This is a genomic window from Bacteroides caecicola (assembly GCF_023337095.1).
Lineage (GTDB): Bacteria > Bacteroidota > Bacteroidia > Bacteroidales > Bacteroidaceae > Phocaeicola > Phocaeicola gallinarum.
Map to the genome: position 1 here is coordinate 199194 of NZ_JAMBLM010000004.1, position 23396 is coordinate 222589.

Sequence of the window (23396 nt, forward strand, 5' to 3'; positions counted from 1 at the left end):
TTAAAATTCCAGTGTAGCCACATGCGGGTTATGGTCGGATACAAAACCCGTTTCTCCTTGCGGCTCCTGCGGAATAAAGGCATCGGTTACTTTGATTTGCGGAGTAACAAAGATGTAATCAATCTTCTCGCACGAGTCGGCAGGGATACGGCCGAAGTCATGGAATGTATAGTCTACTCCTTCTTTCTTTTCTGCAATCTTGAAGGCATCCTTCATTACAAACTCGTTGGTGGTGATGGTTTTATAAGCATCCCATTCGTCGGATACGTTGAAGTCGCCCGTCAACACGGCAGGGCGGTCGCCTACAATTTCTTTGATTTTCTCAATAATCAGCAAAGCTCCTTTCGTACGTGCCTCTACGCCTACATGGTCGAAATGCGTATTGACAGCCATGAAGATTTTTCCCGTTTCACGCTCTTTCAGTTTAGCCCATGTAGCAATGCGTGTACAAGCTCCGTCCCATCCGATGAAACCTACGCTGTCAGGATATTGCGAAAGCCAGAATGTATTGCTGTCGAGAACCTCGAAACGGTCTTTCTTGAAAAACAGCGGTGCATATTCTCCCTTTGTCTTTCCATCTTCTCTGCCTACACCCACTTCGGCGTATTCGGGTAAACGGGCTTTCAGGTCTTCCAACTGGTTATGCAGCACTTCCTGCATACCTACGATGTCGAGGTTTTGTGCCTTGATGAATCCGGCTACGGTATCTTTGCGGTACTGCCAGTTGTTCAGGCTGTCTGCGGGATTGTCATAACGGATGTTGAAAGTAGCCCAGCGTACTTGCGTAGTTTGGGGCTGTTGAGTGCAGGAAGCCAAGCCCAAAAGAGCGGCGCCGGCTGCAAATGCGAAAATTTGTTTTTTCATACGGTTTATTTGATTAGGGTTTGTTTTCAGCGCAAAGTTAAGACTTATATTTGTGGGTTGAAAAAAACTTTTTATCTTTACGAAAAATTAAAAGCAATGAGTCATATACGATTAGGAAAATATAATCAACTGGAAATAGTGAAGGAGGTTGATTTCGGACTGTATTTAGATGGAGGAGAAGACGGTGAAATCCTGTTGCCGAAACGATACGTCCCCGAAGGATGTAAGCCGGGAGACATGCTGAATGTCTTTATTTATTTGGATATGGACGAACGCTTGGTGGCAACCACCCAAGAACCATACGCACAGGTAGGCGATTTTGCTTGTCTGGAAGTAGCATGGGTGAACCAATTTGGCGCATTCCTGAACTGGGGATTGATGAAAGATCTCTTTGTTCCTTTCCGTGAACAGAAGACAAAGATGGAGAAGGGACGGAAATACATCGTGCATGTTCACTTGGATACTGAAAGTTACCGCATCGTGGCTTCTGCGAAAATAGAGAGATATCTGTCGAAAGAAAAACCGGAATACGAGCCGGGCGAAGAGGTGGATATACTGGTATGGCAACGGACGGATTTGGGATATAAGGTTATCGTTGACAATGAGTACAGCGGAATGTTGTTCCACAGCGAAATATTTCAGCCGATAGGGATGGGGATGCAGATGAAGGCATACATCAAGCAGGTGCGCGAGGACGGAAAGATAGACCTTGAGCTTCAGCAGAGCGGAATGCGCAAGGTGGATGATTTTGCCCAAGTGCTGTTGCGCTATATCAAGGAGCAGGGGGGACATACCACCATGAACGATAAAACCGATGCCGAGGTTATTTACCAGACTTTCGGGGTAAGTAAAAAGACGTTTAAGAAGGCAGTCGGAGACTTGTATAAGAAGCGGTTGATTGTGTTGGAAGCTGACGGAATCCGCTTGGCGTAAGCATCCGGGAAGCGGGCTGCAAACGTGGAAAAACGCTACCGCATGTTTTCTCTTACATTACCGCATGTTTTGTCAAACGCAAGCGGTAGCACGGGGTAACGCAAGCGGTAGAAATAATGCGTCCATCGGTCTTGGCAAGTGAGCACCGGTTTACCGATATAGAAAAAGGCAGTAGGGTGACTCCTTACTGCCTTTTATTTTGTTGGTTATTAGTATGTTTAGCTGAGTTTTTAGTACGTATCGCGGATGTGCCGGACAGCGATTTCCTCGTCTCCCGTAAAGCGGGGTGACTCGATGGTTATCACACGTTTTTCTCCCGGAAGGAGGTCGAAGAAGTTATCGCTGAAACGTGCGCCTTGTACGGGTATCTCGATGAATACATCTTTCGCCAGCTTGGGGGAAGAAAGCGTTATCGTATAACTGCCATCTGAATACTTTACTTTCCGGCGGATTTTCGTTTCCGGCAGTTTCAGGTCTTTGGTCGGAACAAAGTAGCATACGCTTTGGGCTACCGGCTGCTTCCTGCTGTTTTTCAGGGTTATCAGCAAATAACATTCGGTTAAGTCTTTTGCGGATTTCCAGTAAGCAGTTGTGCTGCCGAAAACTTCGTGCGAAGAATTAGCCAGTAAATCCACTTTACGGCTTTCCTTTTTCCATACCTTGCCCGAAAAGTCGGTCAGACGCATGTCGAGCGTCAGCCCCTGAAGATTGTCGAGAAGGTCGGATATCAGATGTACCCGCAAACTGTCGTTTTTTACTAACGTGCTGATGAGTACCGGTGCAAAAGCGCGCTTGGCTTGATAGTGAAGCGCCTTCCAGTTGCCGTAATAGTCGATGCTCGACCAAGATACTACCGGCCAGCTATCGTTTAGCTGCCAATAAAGCGTACCCATGCAGTACGGACGTTGGCGGCGATGCGCTTCCATGCTGCGGCGCATACCCTGACCCTGTAAAACCAATCCGATGTAAACAAAATCCTCAAAACGTTGAGGCACTTTGAAATAACGCTCCATGCTTTCGGCTATCAGGTCGTTGCCTACCGTACTTTTCTGATGTGCCGTCATCACTTCCGAATCAATCCGGTAGTCGGAAGGAGAAGCAAACGTACGGATGGTTTTCATTTCGGGAAAAGACTGGAAACCATACTCGCTGACGAAACGGCTTCGTTCTTCGTCTGCCGACTCAAACGGCTTTCTGCCATACCAAGTTCCCCAGTTGTGACTGTCGCGTACGCTCCATGATTCGGGCCGTCCCCAGTTGGCGAAGTAAGGCGACGTGTGCATGTAAAACCGCCCTTCATCGAATTTCGCTACTTGGGCAGGTAAAAGTTCATGGAACAGTTTCCGGTAGTCTGCCCCGAAACGCTTGTAGACATCCGCATCAAACCGTTTCTGCCATCCCCAGTACTTGATGCCTTCTTCGATTTCGTTGTTGCCACACCACATAGCCAGACACGCATGATTACGCAGGCGGCGGATGTTATATTCAGCTTCTTCCGCCACTTTCTTTAAGAAAGGCGGGTCTGCCGGATAAGGTGTACAGGCAAACATAAAATCCTGCCAAACCAAAATGCCGTTTTCGTCTGCCAAATCGTAGAAGTAATCATTCTCATATACTCCGCCTCCCCATACACGTATCATGTTCATGTTTGCCTCTTTCACGTCGCGGAACAACGTTTGGTAACGCTCTGCTGTTACGTTAGGCAGCAAAGCATCGGACGGGATATAGTTTGCGCCTTTGGCAAACATCGGAATCCCGTTGACTTCAAAATAGAAAGATTCGCCCGCGCTGTCTTTTTCAGCTACCACGCGGATGGTACGCAGCCCGATGCGATGATGTTTTTCGGCAAGGATTTCATTCTGATAGCTTACTCTGACTGTGAAGTCGTAAAGAATGGGAGAGCCCCATCCGTTAGGCATCCAACGCTTCGGGTTGCGGATGTCGAGAGGAATATTCACCGAGTTGTATCCCGGTTGCAACGTAACTTGCTGTTTCGCGGCGTTTTCAGTCGCGCCCGACAGAGAACAGTCGATGTCTATTTCTGCCGGTATCGTTTCGCCGGTCACATTATAAATTTCCACTTGGTTAGACAGGCACGCTTTCTCGTCGGTAAGCGACAGTTGTTTCACATAATAATCGTCAATGCGCGCCACATTGTACAGTTGCAGCGTGACAGGTCGCCAGATGCCGCAGGTCGCCATCCGTATCCCCCAGTCCCAGCCGAAACTGTAAGGAGCTTTCCGGCTGAAGATGCTGACCTTTTTGTCTGCATGGTCATTGTCTGCCGGATACTCGAAACCATTGGTTTCCCATTGCGGAAGAGTCTCTTTAATCGGTGAACGGAAAACCACCCGCAAGTGATTTTCGCCGCAGCGCAACATGTCTTTCACCTCAACGGCATATCCCTTGAACATATTGTCGGCAGCAAGGATTCGCGCACCGTTCAAATACACATCGGCATACGTGTCAAGTCCTTCGAAGACAAGGCGTGCAGCCTGTCGTTTCATTTGGTCTTCACTGAGTGAGAAACAGGTTTTATATTCCCAATCTTCGTTCTCAACCCACTGTATTTTCTGTTCATTCGTTCCGTAAAAAGGGTCGGGCAGCAGGTTATGGTGTAACAAGTCTTGATGTATCGTACCCGGAACGGTGGCAGACAGCCAATCGTTGCTTCCCGATTTTGCAAAACTCCAGCACGTATCAAGTTTTATGATTTCGGGTTGTAGTTCCGATTGCCCGAACAAAAGAGTAGCATAGCAAAGCATTATAAGAAGAAGGTTACGTTTCATAATGTTTTCATGGTATATAAATAAGACGCGGATTACACGGAACTTCACGGAAACCGTGTTGCATAGTGTAATCCGCGTCAAAAGACATCAGTTGTAGCGTATCGGATACGCTTCCTTATTATCGGATTTAGTTAAGAAGCGAAACAGAATGAATTAGTTCTTCTGTTGCTGTTTCAGTTTTTCTTCAATCGGGTCTTGATATTGCGTTTGAAGTTTCACTAATTCGGCTTTCAGGTCTTCCGTTATCTTTTCGTAACCGGGTTTGCCGTATAAGTTGTGCATTTCAGTCGGGTCTTCTTGAAGGTCGTACAATTCCCATTCATCAATGTCGTTATAGAAATGAATCAGCTTATACCGTTCGGTGCGCACACCGTAATGACGTTTTACCATGTGTTCGGCAGGGAACTCATAGAAATGGTAGTACAAAGATTTCCGCCAGTCGGCAGGTTTCTCTCCTTTCAGCAGAGGCAGCAACGATACCCCCTGAATATCTTCCGGAATCGGTGCGCCTGCCAAATCGAGGAACGTAGGTGCATAGTCGATATTTTGTACCATCTGCGGAATTTCTCCCTTCGCTTTGAAGTCTTTCGGCAAGTGCATGATTAGCGGCGTATGCATAGACTCTTCGTACATGAATCGCTTGTCGAACCAGCCATGTTCGCCCATATAGAAACCCTGATCGGATGTATAAACCACCAGCGTATTATCCAGTAAGCCTTTTTCTTTCAGATAATCGAGTACGCGCCCCACATTGTCATCTAATGATTTTACAACTTTCGAGTAATCGCGCATATAGCGTTGGTACTTCCATTCTGCCAATTCTTTTCCCTTCGGGTTCTTTTTATAGAAATCTTCGATAATCGGTTCGTAAAACGCATCGTAAACTTTGCGGTCTTCCGGACTCAAACGTCCCACGTAACTTTCATAACGTTCTTTCAAAGGAGTTTCCTTATCGGCGCGGTCCATCTTGTTGTCATAAATGATATCCATATCTTTCAGGATATTCATCTCTTGAGCCGCTGCAGCCGGGCGTCCCTCGTAATCGTCGTAGAAATTGTCGGGTAGGGGGAAAGTCTTGTCTTCGTACAGAGACAGGTATTTCAGTTCCGGCAACCAGTTGCGGTGGATAGCCTTGTGATGGATGAAAATACAGAACGGTTTATTCTTGTCGCGCTGGTTCTCCATCCAGTCGATACTCATATCGGTTATCAGATTGGTGATATATCCCTCTTTCCGTATCGTATCATTATCCATGTTAATAAAGTCCGGATTATAATAATCGCCCTGTTCCGGTACAATTTCCCAATGGTCGAATCCGGTAGGCAGACTAATCAAATGCCATTTTCCGATAAGAGCCGTCTGATAACCTGCCTGTTGCAGGAGCTTGGGCATCGTTTGTTGCGAACCGTCGAATACGCAGGTGGTATTATCTGTAAAGCCGTTGGCATGACTGTGTTTACCCGTCAGCATACAAGCGCGGCTGGGACCACTCAGTGAGTTGGCAACAAAGCTGTTGGTGAAAATAACCCCATCATTGGCAATGCGATCGAGGTTTGGCGTTTCGATAAGATGATTACCGTAACAACTCATCATCTGAGCCGTATGGTCATCAGTCATGATATACACAATGTTGTATTGTTTTGCTGCCTCCTTTTCTTCGGTACATGAAGCCAATGAAGCAAGTGCAGCCATTCCCGTCAGTGGGTAAAGGAATGCGGAAGTCAGTTGTTTCATAGAATATGTAAAAGTTTAAATAGTAAATTTGCCATGCAGGGAAACGTAATATTGACAAAGATACGTTTTTGTTATGGAAATAAAAAGAAAATGCGCGGAGAATCGGACGTTACATCCGACCTCCGTGCATTTTATATTAAGTTATAAAAAGATTACCAGCCGGGGTTTTGTTCCCATTGTCCGCTGGTCAGACCATCCGGACCTAACATCTCTTCTCGGATAGGCAACAAGTAGTCACGGTTTACATTAAACTGCCATCCATTAGGATAACTTGCCGGGTTAGCAGAAATAATGTAACCTTCAGAATTTAACCAAAAACCGTCACCCGGCGTTAATTTGTCTGAAAATTCAGTTTCTAAATTAGTACCTGTGTAAAGTGCACCTAATGGATATTTGCCTACAATTAATTCATCAGCTGCAGCCCAACGTAAAATATCTGTCAAGCGTGCATTCTCAGCTGCTTTTTCCACACGGCGTTCACGGCGTACTGCTTGAATGTATTTATCCAAATTATGGAACGGATAATCTGCATCTGTGTTATATTCTCTATCAAAATCTACATCTGGCATGTCTACACGCTGGCGTAAGGGATGCAAGGCATTAATGATACGCTGTGCGTTTGCGGCACCATCTAATTCAGCCAAAGCTTCTGCATAATTCAATAAAATGTCAGCATAACGGAATTGAATGGCAGGAGCTTGTCCTCGCCCTTCTTCATTATAAGAAGCTTCAAGGGTGGTGTTGAATTCTTCATATTTTAACAAAGAATATCCCGTGGTGTTTTGGTGGTAATCTGTACGGTCTAATGGCGGCCATTCAAAATAGGCTCCGCCGTTTTCACTTCTGATTTGTTGTCCGGGGGTAAAAACAGTTTGGGATAAACGAGGATCGCGCAAGGTTGGAGATAATTCTACACCATACGTACGCTTGGCGTTCAACTTTTCAGCACCTTCAAATAATTCACCGTTTCTTTTCAAATAGTCATCTACCAATGATGCAGAAACTCCCTTGTTTCCGCCTCCATAACAAGAGTAATATGTTACGTTATGACCTATATTTGCAGCAGCATTGTATTGTTTCCACCAAAGTACCTCTTGGTTTCCGGTTAGGTCAAGTGTGATAAACAAATCACGATAGTCAGTCAAAGGATCACCTGTATTGTGAATTTGCCAAACATCACGTTGCATAACCTCTTCTGCAGCCTTTACAGCTTGATTCAACCAGTCTGTTATCTGTTCTTCTGCGTTAGTCAATGTCGTATCATAGAATTTGTCATTTTCAGCTCGATGATATTTTTCCCATGTAGCGGCGAATAAGGCTACTTCGCTTTTTAAAGCCCGTGCTACATCTCTGTGTACACGTCCTGTTGCATTAGAACTTTGTTCGTTTAGATTCTCAATAGCCAAATCCAAATCAGTAAGGATATAATTAGTTAGCTCCGTACGGGTATTGCGCGGGCGTGCCATTAATTCGGTATTAGGGTCTAAAGGAGTATCTAACCATGTTACGCCTCCATAATTCACCAATAAATGGTAATAATAAGCTGCTCGGAAATAATAAGCTTCTCCTAAACATTGTTTAAAAGCGTCAGACTCTTGATCTTCACATCTGCCGATATTCTGTAACAAGAAGTTTACATTACGAATAGCACTGTAATCAGTCATCTCCACAGCATTTGCTATGGATGTGTTTCCGGATAAGCGTGAATCGAATTCATTAGGCAGCAAGTTGTCACTGGCCGCATCACCGAAAGCAAGACCGCTACTTGCATTACTTGGATGTGTTTTTATAGCTGTGTTATTTACAGTTCCGCCTCCGCTTCTCGGAACGCTTCCTTGATAAAACATATTTAAGTACATCTGTATCTCATTGGTTGTAGAGAAAGCTTCAGATGTTGAAAGTTCTCCTTTAGGCTCTTGGTTCATGTCAAAGCAAGAAGCAAGTCCCAAACATAAAACAGAACTTATTAATAAATGTATCTTTTTCATAATCATATCCTATAAATTACATATTCAAAATAACTCCGAAAGAGAATACCCTCGTCATCGGATAGTTCTTACCTGCATAATCATTAGAGCTGCCATAACCACTATATGTAAACAAACCTTCAGGGTCAAAGATGTTGCTTAGTTTGGTGAAGGTCAACAAATTTTCGCCAGAGAAGAATACTTGGGCTTTAGTAAGATGTACTTTGCTAATCCATTTCTCAGGTAAATCATAGCTGATGGTTAAGTTTTTCAAACGGCAGTAAGCAGCATTTTGTATATAGCGGTCACTTCTTTCCGATGTCTTGGCTCTCAGGTTCTGTAAACGTGCACCGGCCGCACCGATATACGGCTTCGGGTAGTAAGCACCTGGATTGTCTTCTGTCCAATAATCCATGTGTTCTTTAAATACGTTTACTTGTGCCAATGCTCCTGAACCCCAAAAATAAGCAGTTCCTTTATCCGGGCACCAATCACGTTTTCCTACGCCTTGAAACATTAAACTCAATGAGAGTCCTTTCCAAGAGATAGAACCGTTAATGGTATATTGATAACGAGGAGTTGTATTACCAATGACAGTCATATCTCCCATATCACCAACTCTATTAGTACCTTTGTCAATAGAACCATCATTATTTAAATCAATATATTTAACATCGCCGGGTTCCCATGCCAATGGTGAAATGTCGGTTAAATCGTATGCCGCATTATAAGCATCGGCTTCATCTTGGGTTTGAATAATTCCAGAAGCCCGGTATCCCCAAATTTCTCCCATTTTCTTACCTTTATACCAGCCTGTGCTATTTTCGTTATCTCCTGCGGGGTCTGTATAGCCGCCATCGTATGCTGTGATTTCGGCAGTAGCGTCAGAGAGTGAACCTCCGATAGTGTAATCAATATCACTGCCGATTTTACCTCTCCATTGCAAGGTCAATTCCCAACCGCGATTGCGCATTTCCGCATTGTTGGTTTCGGGTGCTACAGCACCGAATATATCTGATAAAGGAGCTGACGGACCTAACATATCGCGGGTGTCACGTTGGAAAATATCAAACGTACCGGTTAATGAATTGTTAAAGAATCCAAAATCAATACCAATGTTTTTATGGTCTACTTTTTCCCATGTTGTGTTGGAGTCAATTACATCGCCCGGACGATAATATCCAGAACGTATACCATTGAAATACCAGTTGCCAATACCTGACGGATCCATGGAGGAAGCGAATGTATAATAAGCAGCTCCGGTTTGGTTACCTAATAATCCCCAGGATACACGTAGTTTCAAGTTAGATAAAACATCGCGTGTTTTCTCCATAAAAGCTTCTTCACTGATACGCCAGCCTAAAGAAACAGAAGGAAAGAATCCCCAACGATTTCCTTTGGCGAAACGGGAAGAACCATCATAACGTGCATTGAATTCTAAGAGATAACGATCTTTGAAATCGTAATTGATACGTCCGAAATAGCCACGAGTAGCCCACGCATAACGGTTGTCACGTACGGTTAGGTCACCATCTGCCATTTCAAGACTTGGATTGGAAGCATATTGCAAGTCCAATACTTGATTATAAAGATATCTGTATTTATAATATTCCTCTTGATAACCAATCATGACAGTAAAGTTATGCTTGTCAGCCAGTGAGAAATTATAGTTAGTGTAAATGTTGAGCGACTGATATTGGTTATTCATGGCATAGCGGGTATATTTTCCACCTTCTACTACTCCTAATTCTCCGCGAGTTCCCACATCATATGTTTCTCCGTCGGCTCTGGGTATCAAGGGAGCAATTTGTACGGCTTCATAATCACGGGTATTGTAGCGGTAAGTATAATCTACGAAAATACGCCAGTTCTTAATCGGTTCAAATTCCAAGCCTCCGGTCATTGTCAAGTTATTGTTTTCTGTAACGGTATTTGTTCCACTCTGTAAATAGGGAATCATAGAGGCTTCAGTGAAGTTTCCGTTTGGATCAATGACGCTGGTAGTAGGACGGAAACGTGCCAAGTTATGATAGAACCCCTCATTTAACCCACCGTCACCAAACGGTGTTTCATTATTTGAGTTCATGTATTTGGTGTTCACTTTTAGCTTCATCCAATCGGTTACCTGAGCATTGATGGTTGTATTAAAATTGAAACGTCTATAATCAATGTCTGCATAACGTAATAAACCCTCTTCTTTATACATGCCGCCGGATACATAATATTGTGCTTTCTCACCGCCGCCGCTGACGCTGACGTTGTGGTTTTGTTTAAATGCCGCATTTTTATAATGCAAATCGAAATAGTTTACGTTTCCTATACCGTCAGGGCTGTTGGTAAAGGTGTTGACCAATGTTTGTCCCGGAGTTAGATTCATCCACGGGTCTACGCTGCTTGGGTCTCGCATGTATTGTTCTAACAATGCGATTTTTTCTTCACCGTATTGTGTGGTCTGATTATTGTTGTAGAGACCTGCATCGAAATATCTGGCAAAATCAGCTGCATTAACCATCTCCGGCAATGACATCGGAGAACTCCATCCTAACGTTGCCTGATAGCTTACACGGGCTTTACCTTCTTTGCCTTTTTTGGTTGTAACCAAAATCACACCGTATGCCGCACGTGCACCGTAGATAGATGAAGCGGCAGCATCTTTCAGTACAGAGATGTTTTCGATGTCATTCGGGTTTACATCTGCCAAATCCATTTCCACACCGTCGACCAATACATACGGAGAACCAGTTCCCGATAGGTTACCTTGACCACGCAACTGCAATGAAGAAGTGGCACCCGGACGTCCGGCATTGGTGTTGTCAACATACAAACCCGGAACCAAACCTTGCAAACTTTGGGTGGCGTTTGCCAACGGACGTTGTTCCAGTGTCTCACCTTCAACGGTAGCTACCGAACCCGTCAGGTTCACTTTTTTCTGTACACCGTAACCTACTACTACTACTTCGTCCAGCAGTTGGTTATCTTCTTTTAATGTGATGTTGAGAATTTTTCCCGGCGTAGCTTTGATTTCTTGGGTGGCGTATCCGATGTAGGAAATTTCAATTACGCCGTTTTGAGGAATGTTCAACGTGAAGTTTCCGTCAAGATCGGTTATAACTCCATTTGTCGGATTTCCTTTTTCTACTACTGACGCACCGATAACGGGCATTCCTGTTGCATCATATACCACACCTTTTACCTCCACGGTTTGTTGGACAACTTTCATTGCGTCGTTGCCAACTGCTACCTCTTCGGCATTCATCAGTTGTGGACATGCCAATAAAACTGCGGCTCCACAAAGCGATACCCGCTTGAAAAAGCCTTTACTAAACACACACAGATTCATAAAACTTTTTTAATATTTGGTATTAGGTACTAAAATGAATTTCCCTTTACATTTCCTGCTATCAGGATATTAGTAATAATGTATATCTCTTTTTTTAGAAAAAACAGGCACTCATTCGTCTTTTAATAATCAAATATGCAACAAACATACAAAAAATTATTAATTAAACCAATAAACTATAAGAAAATAATTATTTTTGCATAATAGTATTTTAAAAAGTTATCATTATGACCAAGATTCAGGTAAAGACATGGGCATTCTGTCTGTTTGCGGCAGGGGCTCTGGCTGCATGTTCGCCGAGAGAGGTACAGACCGGCGATTTGAATGTGATTCCGCAGCCTCAAGAAATTGCTGAAGTTGCAGATGCTTCGCCTTTTGTTATCCGCTCTTCAACTAAAATTTGTTATCCGGAAGGAAATGAAAAATTAGAACGAACCGCTCGCTTGCTGGCTACATATATTAAAGATGTGACTGGTGCGGAGGTGAAAACTACTACCGAAGCTGCCGGAAATAATTGTATTGCGTTAGGTATTGACCCGGCTATCGCTCAGAAAGACGGTTATGTACTGGATATTACTGCCGACCGCGTTACTTTGAACGGTTCTACGGAAGCGGGTGTGTTTTATGGTGCTCAAACCATACATAAGGCACTTCCCATTACCGGAGGAAAAGCCGACGGCGCGCTGCCTGCCGGAACGGTGAAAGACTTTCCTCGTTACGGATATCGTGGATTCATGATTGATGTTTGTCGTCATTTTTTCCCGAAAGAATACTTGAAAGAACTGATAGATGTTATGGCTTTACATAACATTAATTACTTCCATTGGCATTTAAGTGAAGATCAGGGATGGCGTATCGAAATCAAGAAATACCCTAAGCTGACAGAGGTAGGTTCTTACCGTAAAGAAACCATTACGGCTCCGGGCTCAGGCAAGTTCGACGGTGTTCCGGTAAGCGGATTCTATACGCAGGAAGATGCGAAAGAAATCGTGGCATACGCGGCAGAACGCTTCATTACGGTAATTCCCGAAATCGACATGCCGGGTCACATGCTGGCTGCTTTGGCATCATATCCCGAATTGGGATGTACGGGTGGTCCGTATGAAACGGCTACCAAGTTTGGCGTGTTTAAAGAAGTGCTTTGCGGAGGCAATGAAAAAACGCTTCAATTTGCAAAAGATGTGGTTAATGAAATAATGGATATATTCCCCGATGCTCCTTATATACATATAGGTGGCGACGAATGTCCGAAAGCGGAATGGGAAAAATGTCCCAAGTGTCAGGCGAAAATCAAAGAGCTTGGCTTGCGCGACACCAAAGAACACAGCAAAGAAAACCAGTTGCAGGTTTATTTTATGAACGAAGTAGAGAAGGAAATCGCCAAGCGCGGCAAAAAGATGTTGGCATGGGATGAGATACTGGAAGGAAACCCCAATCCTGAAACTACTACCGTGATGGCATGGACGGGCGTACCGGCATCTGTCAAGGCAGCTCAGTTAGGACATCCTACCATCGTGTGTCCCATCAGTCACCTTTACTTCAGCAATCCGGGATATAACCGCTTGCGCGGTATCAGCAGCGTGGAGCGCGTATACAATTTTGAGCCTGAATCGGAAAAACTGACACCCGAAGAAAAGAAAAACATCATCGGTGTGCAGGGATGTATCTGGACGGAGTGGACGAAAGACAGCGTGAAGATGGAATGGCAGATGATGCCGCGCATTGCCGCGCTGAGCGAATTGCAGTGGAGCAATCCTGAAAAGAAAGACCTGAACGGATTCTTGAAACGTCTGCGTCATCAGTTGGATTTATACAGCTTATACGGTTTCCATTACAAAGAAGACATCGAAGAGGTTACCATCAGTGCAACACCGAAAGGAGAGGGCGGTGCAGCCGAAGTTACACTGAGTACGTTCGATAACGCTCCCGTTTATTATACGCTCGATGGTTCGGAGCCTACCGCGGCTTCGCAGCAATATACCGAACCGTTTACTGTCGATAAAACAACTACGATAAAAGCTATAGCTATCCGTGACGGACGGGAAAGTAACGTTGCAGAAGTAACCTTGAAATATAATTTGGCCACCATGCGCCCGATTACGCTGAAGTCAGAACCCGACGCATCGTTCACTTATAAGGGAGCTACTCTGCTGGTCGATGGTTTGGAAGGCGACGACAACTATCGTTCCGGACGTTACATCGGTTTCTACGGACAAAACTTCGATGCGGTAGTCGATTTGCAAGAGCCGAAAGACATCTCCTCGGTTTCAATAGGTACGTACCTCGTTCCGGGCGATTACATCTTCGGGTTGACCGGACTGGAAGTTTATGCTTCCGAAGACGGGAAAAACTTCCGCAAGATTGCTTCTAAGTCGATTCCTGTTCTTGAGAAGGGCAGCAAAAACAACGTGTTGAAGCGTGAAGAAATCAGTTTTGACAAAACGAACACGCGCTACGTGCGTATCGTGGGTAAAAATACTCCGGTACTACCGAAGTGGCATTCGGGAGCTGGTAAGAAATCTTTCTTGTTCTTCGATGAAATTGCCATCAACTGATTGACATCAGTTTGATATAACCCAAAGTAGCAAGTGGCCTGCCTTTGATGAAACCAATATCAAGGGCAGGCTTCTTTTTTTAATGCGGATAATTTGTTCTGTTAACTCTTTCTATTTACGACAAAATTTGCTAATTTTCTTTTGTAGGTAACCGTGGTGATTGTTTGGAGGTTTAGTTGACGCTATACGATACATTTTTCGCTATATCTCTATGAGCCTTAAAAGGTAAGTGATTGTGTAACCCTGAAAAACAGATGATTATGAAAAAGTTTAAGTCATCATTCTCAAGCGGAATGTTATTGTCAACCTGCATTGTAACTGTTGTGTTGCTTTATGCAATCTATGTAATCGCTCTCCGTATTCCGGTATCTTCTGTCGGGTCATGGCAGTTTTGGATGGCGGTAACAGCACTGTGTATCATAATCGCAGCTATGTTCCACGGATTTGTATCTCAAATAGAATATGTCGGGTTAACGGAAAACAGCCTCGTTATACAGAAGAAAGTGGGGAAGATTACGCTCCCCTTTAGCGACATTCGGCAGGTGAGATATAAAAAGAGTCTGATGCGGGATATCCGTTTGTGGGGCATCAGCGGCTATTTCGGTCATATCGGGCTGTTCCGGAGCGGAGACAGCGGAAACTATAAGGCATTTGTCAAGAATGGAAACGAGATGGTTGAGATTAAAACCGACAATCAGACTTACGTGGTGAGTTGTGATGACTGCGGACAGCTTCTCGAAGTCTTGAGCAGGCACTGCGGAAACAGAACCGGCCGTTGATTGACAATTATTTTTAACGCACTTTTTATCCCTTTCAAGTGTCCGGCTTGGGAGGGATTTTTTTATGGGTAGCGTTTACCAATCTTATTCGTTAAGTTGTAGGTTTCTTCCGTTAGTTTTATGTATCTTTACGGCTATAATTTTTTAACTGATCGAAATGATTATAGCCCCTTTTGCTAAACCACTGTATATCATGACCAAACCCATCGGTTCGGTGTGTAATTTGGCATGTGATTATTGCTACTATTTGGAAAAATCGAACTTGTATAAAGACATTTCCAAACACGTGATGAGCGATGAGTTGTTAGAAAAATTCATTCGCGAGTATATTCAGGCGCAAACCATGTCAAGCGTTCTTTTTACTTGGCATGGCGGAGAAACCCTGATGCGTCCGCTCAACTTTTACAAGCGGGTGATGGAACTGCAAAAACGGTATGCAGGCGGCAGAAACATTGAAAACTGCATCCAGACGAACGGAACGCTGCTTACTGACGAGTGGTGTGAGTTTTTCCGCGCCAACAACTGGCTGGTGGGGGTGTCTGTCGACGGACCGCAGGAGTTTCACGATGAGTACCGGAGGAACCGGCAGGGGAAACCTTCGTTTGTCAAGGTGATGCAGGGCATCCGCCTGCTGAACAAACACGGGGTGGAGTGGAACGCACTGGCGGTGGTAAACGATTTTAATGGCGACTATCCGCTGGATTTTTATCACTTTTTCAAGGAAATCGACTGCCATTATATCCAGTTTACCCCCATCGTAGAGCGGATAAAGCGTCGTGCCGACGGGCGTTATCTTGCCACGCCGCTCGATGAGGGTGAGAAGTTGGCGGATTTCTCCGTTTCGCCCGAACAATGGGGCAACTTTCTTTGCACCATTTTCGATGAATGGGTGCGCAATGACGTGGGCAACTTTTATATTCAGTTGTTCGATTCCACGCTGGCAAACTGGGTGGGCGAACAGCCCGGCGTATGCACGCTGGCAAAGCAGTGCGGACACGCCGGCGTGATGGAGTTTAACGGCGATGTCTATTCGTGCGACCACTTTGTATTTCCGGAGTTCAAACTCGGAAACATCCGTGAAAAAAGCCTTGTGGAAATGATGTATGGCGAAAAGCAGCAACAGTTCGGGCGGATGAAGCAAGACAGCCTTCCTACCCAATGCCGCGAGTGTGAGTTTCTGTTTGCCTGCAACGGCGAATGTCCGAAAAACCGTTTTACCCAAACGGCTTCCGGAGAAAGCGGGCTGAATTACCTTTGTGCGGGATACTACCGGTTTTTCCGCCACGCCGCTCCTTACATGGATTATATGAAGAAAGAATTTCTGGCGCAGCGTGCGCCTGCCAACGTGATGGAAGCCATCAGGCGGGGAGAAATCTGATAAACCAGAAAACAGTCAGGCGCAAATCCTATCGGTTAAATGAAACGATACCAACCGATAAGATTTGCGCCTGACCGTTTACTTTCAGGAAGATTATTCCAAAGTAAGCGGAATGCCCTTATAGAAATCGAGAATCTTCGTACGGAACAGGTAGTCGTATTTCGCCTGAATGCGGTCTGATACGGCTTTCATCCAGTTGGTCCGTGCTTCGTTATACTCCGTGGCGTTTGCCTTGCCGTTTACGTATTTTTCTTTCGTCAACTTAAACGAGGCTTGAGCGGCTGTATCGGCGGCCAGACTGCTCCGATACTGGCTTTCGGCACCTACGGCGTTATAATACGCCTGCTGAATCTCTTTATACAGCGTTTTCTTGCTTTCCTCCAACTGCCAGTTCAGTGCGGTTTGTTGTACACGCGCCGAGCGTACCCGATTTCGCGTACTGAGTCGGTTAAAAATAGGCACGCTTAACGACAGTCCGAAGTATTGGCTGAAGTTATCTTGTAATTGCGAGCCGAAGCCGGCATTGTCTCTGCCCGACACCTTATAGTAGTTGGTACTTAATCCGCCTCCGAAACTGAGCTGAGGATAATAAGCACTCTGGGCAATGCGGATATTACGGGCTGCACCTTCCAGCCGGTATTGGGCTGCCTTGATAGAAGGCTTTATCAGCAAGGCTTGATTGTAAATGTCGGTAGGAGAGGTGAGCGTCCCGATAAAGTTGTCGCCTTCTAATTCAGGCGAAACAATGCTGAAGTTATCGGGCGAAGGAAGTTCCAAAAGCTGGCTCAAATCCAACAGTGCAAGCCGGTAGTTATTGTCAGCCTGTACAGCAGACAACTGATCTTGCGCCACGCGCGACTGTGCCTCACGCCATTCCGATTCAGATGCTTTCCCCACTTTGAAATACGCCTCCTGCTGTTCAAGCAGGCTTTGGCTCAGCTTTACTTGTTCGTGGGCTACTTTGCTGAGTTCCTCGTTGAACAACACTTGCAAGTAAGCAGAAGCGACCTGTATGCTGATATCTTCTTTAGCCTTGTTAAGGTCTTCGATGGCTGCTTTCAGATTCAGTTTGGCAAGCGCAATGCTGTTCGGAATTTGCAACCCGGTGAATAGCGGGATACTGGTACTCAGACTCAAACCTGTACTCTGCGTATTGATGCTCTGGTACGTATTGTTCGCCTGAAGGCTTCGTCCGAAGTTAAAAGAATGCGATGCACTACCGTTCAGGTTAGGCAGGCGGCTCCATTTCGCCGTATTCAGTTCTATTTCATTCTGGTCGCGCGTTGCCTCCTGCTGTTTTACCGTCAGATTATGCTCGATGGCATAGTCGATACATTGCTTTAAATCCCATGCCTGTTGTGCGAAAACGGGAGAAACTCCGGTAACGACGGCAAGCGTTACGATGTATTTCGATACTGTTTTCATGGATTATAATTCTTTTTTCAACCCGCGAACCGATTCGCCGGTCTTCAGTCCTTGTTTGATTTCAATCTTGATGCCGTCGCTGATACCCGTTGTAACCGGGCGGCGCTCGAATTTCTGTACCGGTACGCTGTCGGTCAGCACATAAACAAATGTAGAATCTCCGCTGAATTCAAGCGCACTTTCGGGGATGGCAAACACATGGTCGGCGCGCTGTAATACCATTTCTGCGTTGGCGCTGTATCCCGAACGAATCGTAACGCTGTCAGGCACGTTGATTGCTGCTTTGATTTCAAACTGGTTGGCACCGTTGTTTTCCACACTCTTTGGCGAAATATACTCCAGACTGGCATCGAACTTCATGTTCTGTAAAGCTCCCAAAGTGATTTTTACCGGAATCCCCTCGCGGATGCGTCCCACCTCAGTCTCATCTACGTTTCCACGGAAAATCAAATCGCTCATGTCGGCCACGGTTGCGATGGTAGTTCCGTCGTTAAACGTATTACTCATGATAACCGAATTACCCACTTTGATAGGCACATCGAGTATCAGTCCGTCGATGGTAGAGCGGATTAATGTACTGCTGAACGATTCACTGTTTTTTGTAATCCCCTCTTTTACGATTTCCAAATTATCTTTCGCTGCTTGGGTTTCTTCGCGAGCCTGCTGAGCTGCAAGCAACGTCTGTTCGTATTCCTCGCTGCTCACCAATTTGCTGTTGTAAAGTTTTTCCATGCGCTCCAAATTCGTTTCAGCCTGCCGTCCGTTCATCTCCGCCAAGCGCACACGGCTTTCGGCAGCATTCAGCGTACCCAGTTCGGGGATAACTTTTACTTTTGCAATGACTTCTCCCTTTTTAACCGTTTGCCCTGCTTCCTTATAGACTTCGGCAATGATGCCCGAAATCTGCGGTTTGATTTCCACCTCGTCGCGCGGTTCAATCTTTCCGGTAGCCACGGTAGTCTGTATCAGGTCGGTAACCTCCGGAGTGAGGATGTTATATACAGTTTCTTTCGGTTGCGACTTCTGATAAAGGAAAACAAAAGTCCCGATGAAAATTAGTGCGATAAGCACCAATACAGCGATTTTAATGTACTTTTTCATATCTTGCTATTCGTTTTAAATTCAGATAAAATGAGTGGTAGAGTTATAATTAAGTGATGAAAGAGCTATTCATCCCGTATCGCTTCTATCGGCTTTACAGACATGGCACGATAAGCAGGGGCAAGTCCGGCAAGTAACCCCAACACCATCAATAACACACATGCACCGATAGCCTCCCAAAAACTGATTTGGAAATGAACGATGGCGTTTGGTTCGGAAACCGCTTTTTCTACAATATCTAATAAAAAGACAGCGAATGAGATTCCTGCCATTCCCGCCATACTGGTCAGTACCATGCTTTCAGAAAGAATCTGTTGCAAAATATCATTCGGTCGGGCACCAATCGCACGGCGGATACCAATTTCCGTGGTACGCTCTTTAACCGTCACCATCATGATATTGCTCACACCGATAGCCCCGGCAAGCAGCGTACCCAGTCCGACAATCCAACTCAGTATGCGGATGCCCGTAAACAGATTGTCCATCATGCTGAACATAGCCTCGGCATTCAGAATAATCATGGCCTGCTCATCGTCGGGGTGAATAAAGTGAGCTTGTTTAACTACCTGAGCCACTTTCTTTTCTACCTCGCTGATGGCATATCCCTTTTTCGCCGTGTAACAAAGCAACTGAACCTTTTGTCCGAAATTATAATTCTGCTGCATGGTGGTAAAAGGAATGATGATGGAAGTCTCCGAACGTCCCTGTACCGAGATGTTTCCCGTACTCATACTTACGCCGATAACCTGATAATAAATGCCATTGATTTCAACGAATTTACCGCAAGGGTCTCCTCCTTCGGGGAACAATGTTTCATAAATACGCTTCCCGATGATGCACACCTTGCGCCGGTCGCGCACGTCCATCTCGTTCAGATAACGTCCGTAAGTGATAGACGGTTCTTCTATCTCTCCGTATTCGGGGTAAAGCCCTTTCAGCGTACCCGATATCTTATGCTCATTGTAAATAGCTTCGATTCCCCACCGTGCCAGCGACGGAGTGATGACATCCACTTCGCTTACGCTGCGGCGAACCCGCTCTACATCTTTGTTTTCCAAATCCCATGCACGTCCTTGCTGGAATCCCTTGTAAGCTCGTCCGGTTCTGTTCGTTCCCATGAAACCGGAGTTGGTGGCAAATCCTACGAACCCTTGTTGCAGCTTGTCTTGCATACCCTGCGCTCCACCCATTAACGCTACCAGCATGAAAATACCCCAGAAGATACCAAAGGCGGTGAGCAGACTGCGGGTCTTGTTTCGGGTAATGGTGATTAAGATTTCCTCCCATGTGTCTAAATCAAATCGTCTCATAATCAATCGGCTCTAAGTGCTTCTATCGGGCGGATGCGGACAGCCTTGCGGGCAGGAAACAATCCGGCAAGCGTTCCGGCTATAATTAAAGTTAAAGTAGCTTGGATGGCGATACCCATGTCTACGGTAGGATTCTCGAATACGGTGACAGAAAAAGGTCCGGCATCCATTGTTTGCTTTCCTGCCACTTGGTTCATGTATTCGGTAACTGCTATTCCAGCCACCATCCCTATGTATCCGAAGAAAGTGGTAATCGTAACGCTTTCAGAGATGATCAGCCAAAGAATAGACATCGGCTTGGCACCGAGCGCCTTGCGTATGCCAAACTCATGGGTACGCTCTCGCACGGTAATCAGCATGATATTGCTTACTCCCACGATTCCGCTCAGTAAAGTAAAGATACCGATAACCCAAATGGCAATATGCAATACGCTGGCGGCTGATTGCTGTTGAAGATATTGCGTAAAGCGGTTCCAAATCCAGATAGCACCGTCGTCGTCGGGAGCGAAGTGTTTATTTCCTCCGATTGTTTTTCGGTAATCCCGCTCGAAAGCCTCGTTGGTAGCTTCATCCGTCAGTCCTTTGGTAGAGAATATCAGGTTGTCGATGCTGTCACCTTTATTATATACCACTTGCAAGGTGGTAAAAGGAATCAGTGCGGTAGGTGAGAAACTGTTTTGGTCAGTGTAAATACCTACTACCTGATAAGCTACACCGTTAGAGTTAAGATATTTGCCCAGCGGTTGGGTAGAAGGGAAAAGAATCTTTGCCGTTTTTTCGTGAAGCACGATAACCTTTCTGCGTTCCTGCATGTCGCGCTGATTGATAAACCGTCCTTCCTTCACCTTTACGGCTTCCAGTTCCGGGTAGTTTGGAAATACCCCGTCTATGCCTATGCTTACCGTTTCTTTTCCGTACGCAAGATAAGCATCGCTTTTGCTTACAGTAGCTCCCGTGGCAATGACGTGGTTTGGGAAAGCCCGCTCGGTTAAAAGTCGGTCGCTTTCATCCAAAGAGATGCTTCGTCCCTCCTTAAATCCCTTATAAGGCTTCGATGTAAATCCGGGAAAGATTTTCATGGAGTTCATCATCATGCCTTCCGACTGTCCTTCGAAAGCATGAATCAATCCGTTGCCTGCTCCCAGCAGAACGATAAGCATGAAGATACCCCACGCCACGGAAAAGCCGGTGAGCGCCGTGCGCAGCTTGTTGCGCATGATAGTTCCGTAGATTTCTTGTATCAGGTCAACCATAATCGTGTGCTTTTCTTTTTAGTGTTATTTCATATATCCATTCTTACCGAAAGGCGAAGCATTATGGTCGATGTTATTTTCGATACGTTCGATGATTCCGTCTTTGATATGGATTATTTTGTTTGTTTGATTCGCCACACCGCTTTCGTGAGTAACCACCACGATAGTCAGTCCTTCCTTGTCGTGCAGTTCTTTTAATATATTCATTACCTCTACCGAAGTTTTACTGTCTAAAGCACCGGTAGGTTCATCTGCAAGGATGATTTGCGGTTTCGATATCAGGGCACGGGCAATGGCAACACGTTGTTTTTGTCCGCCCGAAAGTTCGTTAGGCATGTGGTGTGCCCATTCCTTCAGTCCCAGTTTCTCCAGATATTCTAAAGCTAACTGATTACGCTTTTTGCGGTTGATGCCCTGATAGTAGAGCGGCAGGGCAACATTTTCCATTGCGTTTTTGAATGAAATCAGATTAAACGATTGAAAGATGAATCCAATCATCCGGTTTCGGTATTCCGCCGCCCGCGTTTCGCTCAGATTTCGGATAAGCGTATCATTCAAATAATATTCTCCCGAATCGTAGTTATCTAATATTCCCAGAATATTCAGCAATGTAGATTTACCCGAACCGGAAGCTCCCATGATGGAAACAAATTCCCCTTTCTCAATATCCAGATTGATGCCTTTCAGTACGTGGAGCGGTGCCCCGTTGTGATACGTTTTGTTTATATCTTTTAAGTGTATCATTCTATTATAATCTTTGGTTTCCGTCTTGTTAGACGCTGCGAATATAGAAAAAGTTACACAGTTGCGTAAATAAACGGAAAAAAATTTGCTCTATATGTGTCGAATCCTTACTTTTGTCTGTATAATTAACCCTAAAATATAAACATCATGACTATAAACATGGAAAAACCGTATGTGGTAGGTATGGATATCGGCGGTACGAATACTGTTTTTGGTATCGTGGATTCACGTGGTAATGTGCTGTCTTCTGATTCTATCAAGACGCAGCAGCATGAGGATATTGACGAATATGTAGATGCAGTTTGCAAGAAGTTGATTCCGTTGATACAGGCTGTTGGCGGTACGGAAAAGATTAAAGGTATGGGCGTTGGAGCTCCGAACGGTAATTTCTATAACGGAACTATCGAATTTGCTCCCAATCTGCCGTGGAAAGGAGTGATTCCTTTGGCTGCTATGTTTGAAGAAAAGTTGGGCATCCCTACTGCTCTGACAAACGATGCGAATGCGGCTGCCATCGGAGAAATGACTTACGGAGCAGCACGTGGTTTGAAAGATTTTATAATGATTACCTTAGGTACTGGTGTAGGTAGCGGTATCGTTATCAACGGTCAGTTAGTGTACGGTCATGACGGTTTTGCCGGTGAGTTAGGACACGTTATTATCGACCGTAACGGACGTCCGTGTGGTTGTGGACGTAAAGGATGTTTGGAAACATACTGTTCGGCTACCGGTGTGGCACGTACGGCACGCGAGTTCTTGGTACAAAGTACCGAACCGAGTTTGTTGAGAAACATTCCGTCGGAAGAAATCGCTTCGAAAGATGTTTACGATGCAGCTGTGAAAGGCGATAAGCTGGCTTTGGATATTTTTGAATATACAGGCCGTATTTTGGGTGAAGCTTTAGCTAACTTCATTGCATTCTCAAGCCCCGAAGCAATCATTCTGTTTGGTGGTTTGGCTAAATCAGGCGACTATATCATGAAGCCGATTAAGAAAGCAATCGATGAAAATATCTTGAAAATCTACGCAGGTAAAACTAAACTGTTGCTTTCTCAGTTGAAAGATGCCGATGCTGCCGTGTTGGGAGCAAGCGCATTGGGATGGGAAGTAAAAGAAGATTGATAGTTTTTTACACATAAAAAGAGCGTGAAGCGGAATATGTGAGTTTACTTGCATATTCCGCTTTTTTTTACCGGGCAGGCTTTTGAGATGCGACGGTCTGCC

15 protein-coding genes are annotated in these 23396 nt (G+C 45.1%); 5 read left to right on the plus strand and 10 right to left on the minus strand.

Going from position 1 to position 23396, the window contains the following annotated elements:
• A complete protein-coding gene (locus M3085_RS05575; protein ID WP_178257171.1) occupies window positions 1–864 on the minus strand; it encodes an endonuclease/exonuclease/phosphatase family protein in 864 nt (287 codons plus the stop codon).
• 96 nt (window positions 865–960) lie between these two features.
• Here M3085_RS05575 and M3085_RS05580 point away from each other — a divergent pair, with 96 nt between their 5' ends.
• Window positions 961–1797, plus strand: coding sequence for a S1 RNA-binding domain-containing protein (locus tag M3085_RS05580; RefSeq protein WP_178257172.1), 837 nt, complete (start codon window positions 961–963; stop codon window positions 1795–1797).
• 230 nt (window positions 1798–2027) lie between these two features.
• Here M3085_RS05580 and M3085_RS05585 read toward each other — a convergent pair whose 3' ends face one another.
• The 4 genes from M3085_RS05585 to M3085_RS05600 form a co-directional block, all read right to left on the minus strand.
• Window positions 2028–4586 (minus strand): beta-mannosidase, encoded by a 2559-nt coding sequence (locus tag M3085_RS05585; RefSeq protein WP_249052491.1) that lies wholly within the window; start codon window positions 4584–4586, stop codon window positions 2028–2030.
• A gap of 153 nt (window positions 4587–4739) precedes the next feature.
• Window positions 4740–6320 carry a sulfatase gene (locus tag M3085_RS05590; protein ID WP_178257174.1) on the minus strand — a complete coding sequence of 527 codons (1581 nt, stop codon included), beginning with the start codon at window positions 6318–6320 and terminating at the stop codon, window positions 4740–4742.
• Between the two features lie 152 nt (window positions 6321–6472).
• The gene (locus tag M3085_RS05595) at window positions 6473–8308 is read right to left on the minus strand and encodes a RagB/SusD family nutrient uptake outer membrane protein (RefSeq protein ID WP_249052492.1); all 1836 of its coding nucleotides are present in this window, start codon (window positions 8306–8308) and stop codon (window positions 6473–6475) included.
• A 16-nt stretch (window positions 8309–8324) separates the two neighbouring features.
• Complete coding sequence (locus M3085_RS05600; RefSeq protein WP_178257189.1) at window positions 8325–11543, minus strand: SusC/RagA family TonB-linked outer membrane protein; 3219 nt, start codon at window positions 11541–11543, stop codon at window positions 8325–8327.
• A gap of 311 nt (window positions 11544–11854) precedes the next feature.
• On the opposite strand from M3085_RS05600, the gene M3085_RS05605 reads away from it, so the two are divergent.
• The 3 genes from M3085_RS05605 to M3085_RS05615 all read left to right on the plus strand — a co-directional run bounded on the left by M3085_RS05605 (window position 11855) and on the right by M3085_RS05615 (window position 16339).
• Window positions 11855–14182, plus strand: a complete 2328-nt coding sequence (locus M3085_RS05605) for a family 20 glycosylhydrolase (RefSeq protein WP_178257176.1) — start codon at window positions 11855–11857, stop codon at window positions 14180–14182.
• Window positions 14183–14442: 260 nt separating this feature from the next.
• Window positions 14443–14961 carry a PH domain-containing protein gene (locus M3085_RS05610; protein WP_249052493.1) on the plus strand — a complete coding sequence of 173 codons (519 nt, stop codon included), beginning with the start codon at window positions 14443–14445 and terminating at the stop codon, window positions 14959–14961.
• 157 nt (window positions 14962–15118) lie between these two features.
• Window positions 15119–16339, plus strand: coding sequence for an anaerobic sulfatase-maturation protein (locus M3085_RS05615; protein WP_249052494.1), 1221 nt, complete (start codon window positions 15119–15121; stop codon window positions 16337–16339).
• 93 nt (window positions 16340–16432) lie between these two features.
• Here M3085_RS05615 and M3085_RS05620 read toward each other — a convergent pair whose 3' ends face one another.
• The 5 genes from M3085_RS05620 to M3085_RS05640 all read right to left on the minus strand — a co-directional run bounded on the left by M3085_RS05620 (window position 16433) and on the right by M3085_RS05640 (window position 22172).
• Entirely contained in the window at window positions 16433–17764 is a 1332-nt protein-coding gene (locus M3085_RS05620) for a TolC family protein (RefSeq protein ID WP_178257179.1), read from the minus strand.
• A 3-nt stretch (window positions 17765–17767) separates the two neighbouring features.
• Window positions 17768–18865 carry an efflux RND transporter periplasmic adaptor subunit gene (locus M3085_RS05625; RefSeq protein ID WP_178257180.1) on the minus strand — a complete coding sequence of 366 codons (1098 nt, stop codon included), beginning with the start codon at window positions 18863–18865 and terminating at the stop codon, window positions 17768–17770.
• A gap of 65 nt (window positions 18866–18930) precedes the next feature.
• Window positions 18931–20175, minus strand: a complete 1245-nt coding sequence (locus tag M3085_RS05630; RefSeq protein WP_178257181.1) for an ABC transporter permease — start codon at window positions 20173–20175, stop codon at window positions 18931–18933.
• 2 nt (window positions 20176–20177) lie between these two features.
• Window positions 20178–21428, minus strand: a complete 1251-nt coding sequence (locus M3085_RS05635; RefSeq protein ID WP_178257182.1) for an ABC transporter permease — start codon at window positions 21426–21428, stop codon at window positions 20178–20180.
• 24 nt (window positions 21429–21452) lie between these two features.
• Window positions 21453–22172 (minus strand): ABC transporter ATP-binding protein, encoded by a 720-nt coding sequence (locus M3085_RS05640; RefSeq protein WP_178257183.1) that lies wholly within the window; start codon window positions 22170–22172, stop codon window positions 21453–21455.
• Window positions 22173–22319: 147 nt separating this feature from the next.
• On the opposite strand from M3085_RS05640, the gene M3085_RS05645 reads away from it, so the two are divergent.
• Window positions 22320–23294 (plus strand): ROK family protein, encoded by a 975-nt coding sequence (locus M3085_RS05645; protein ID WP_178257184.1) that lies wholly within the window; start codon window positions 22320–22322, stop codon window positions 23292–23294.
• Window positions 23295–23396: the final 102 nt, after the last annotated feature.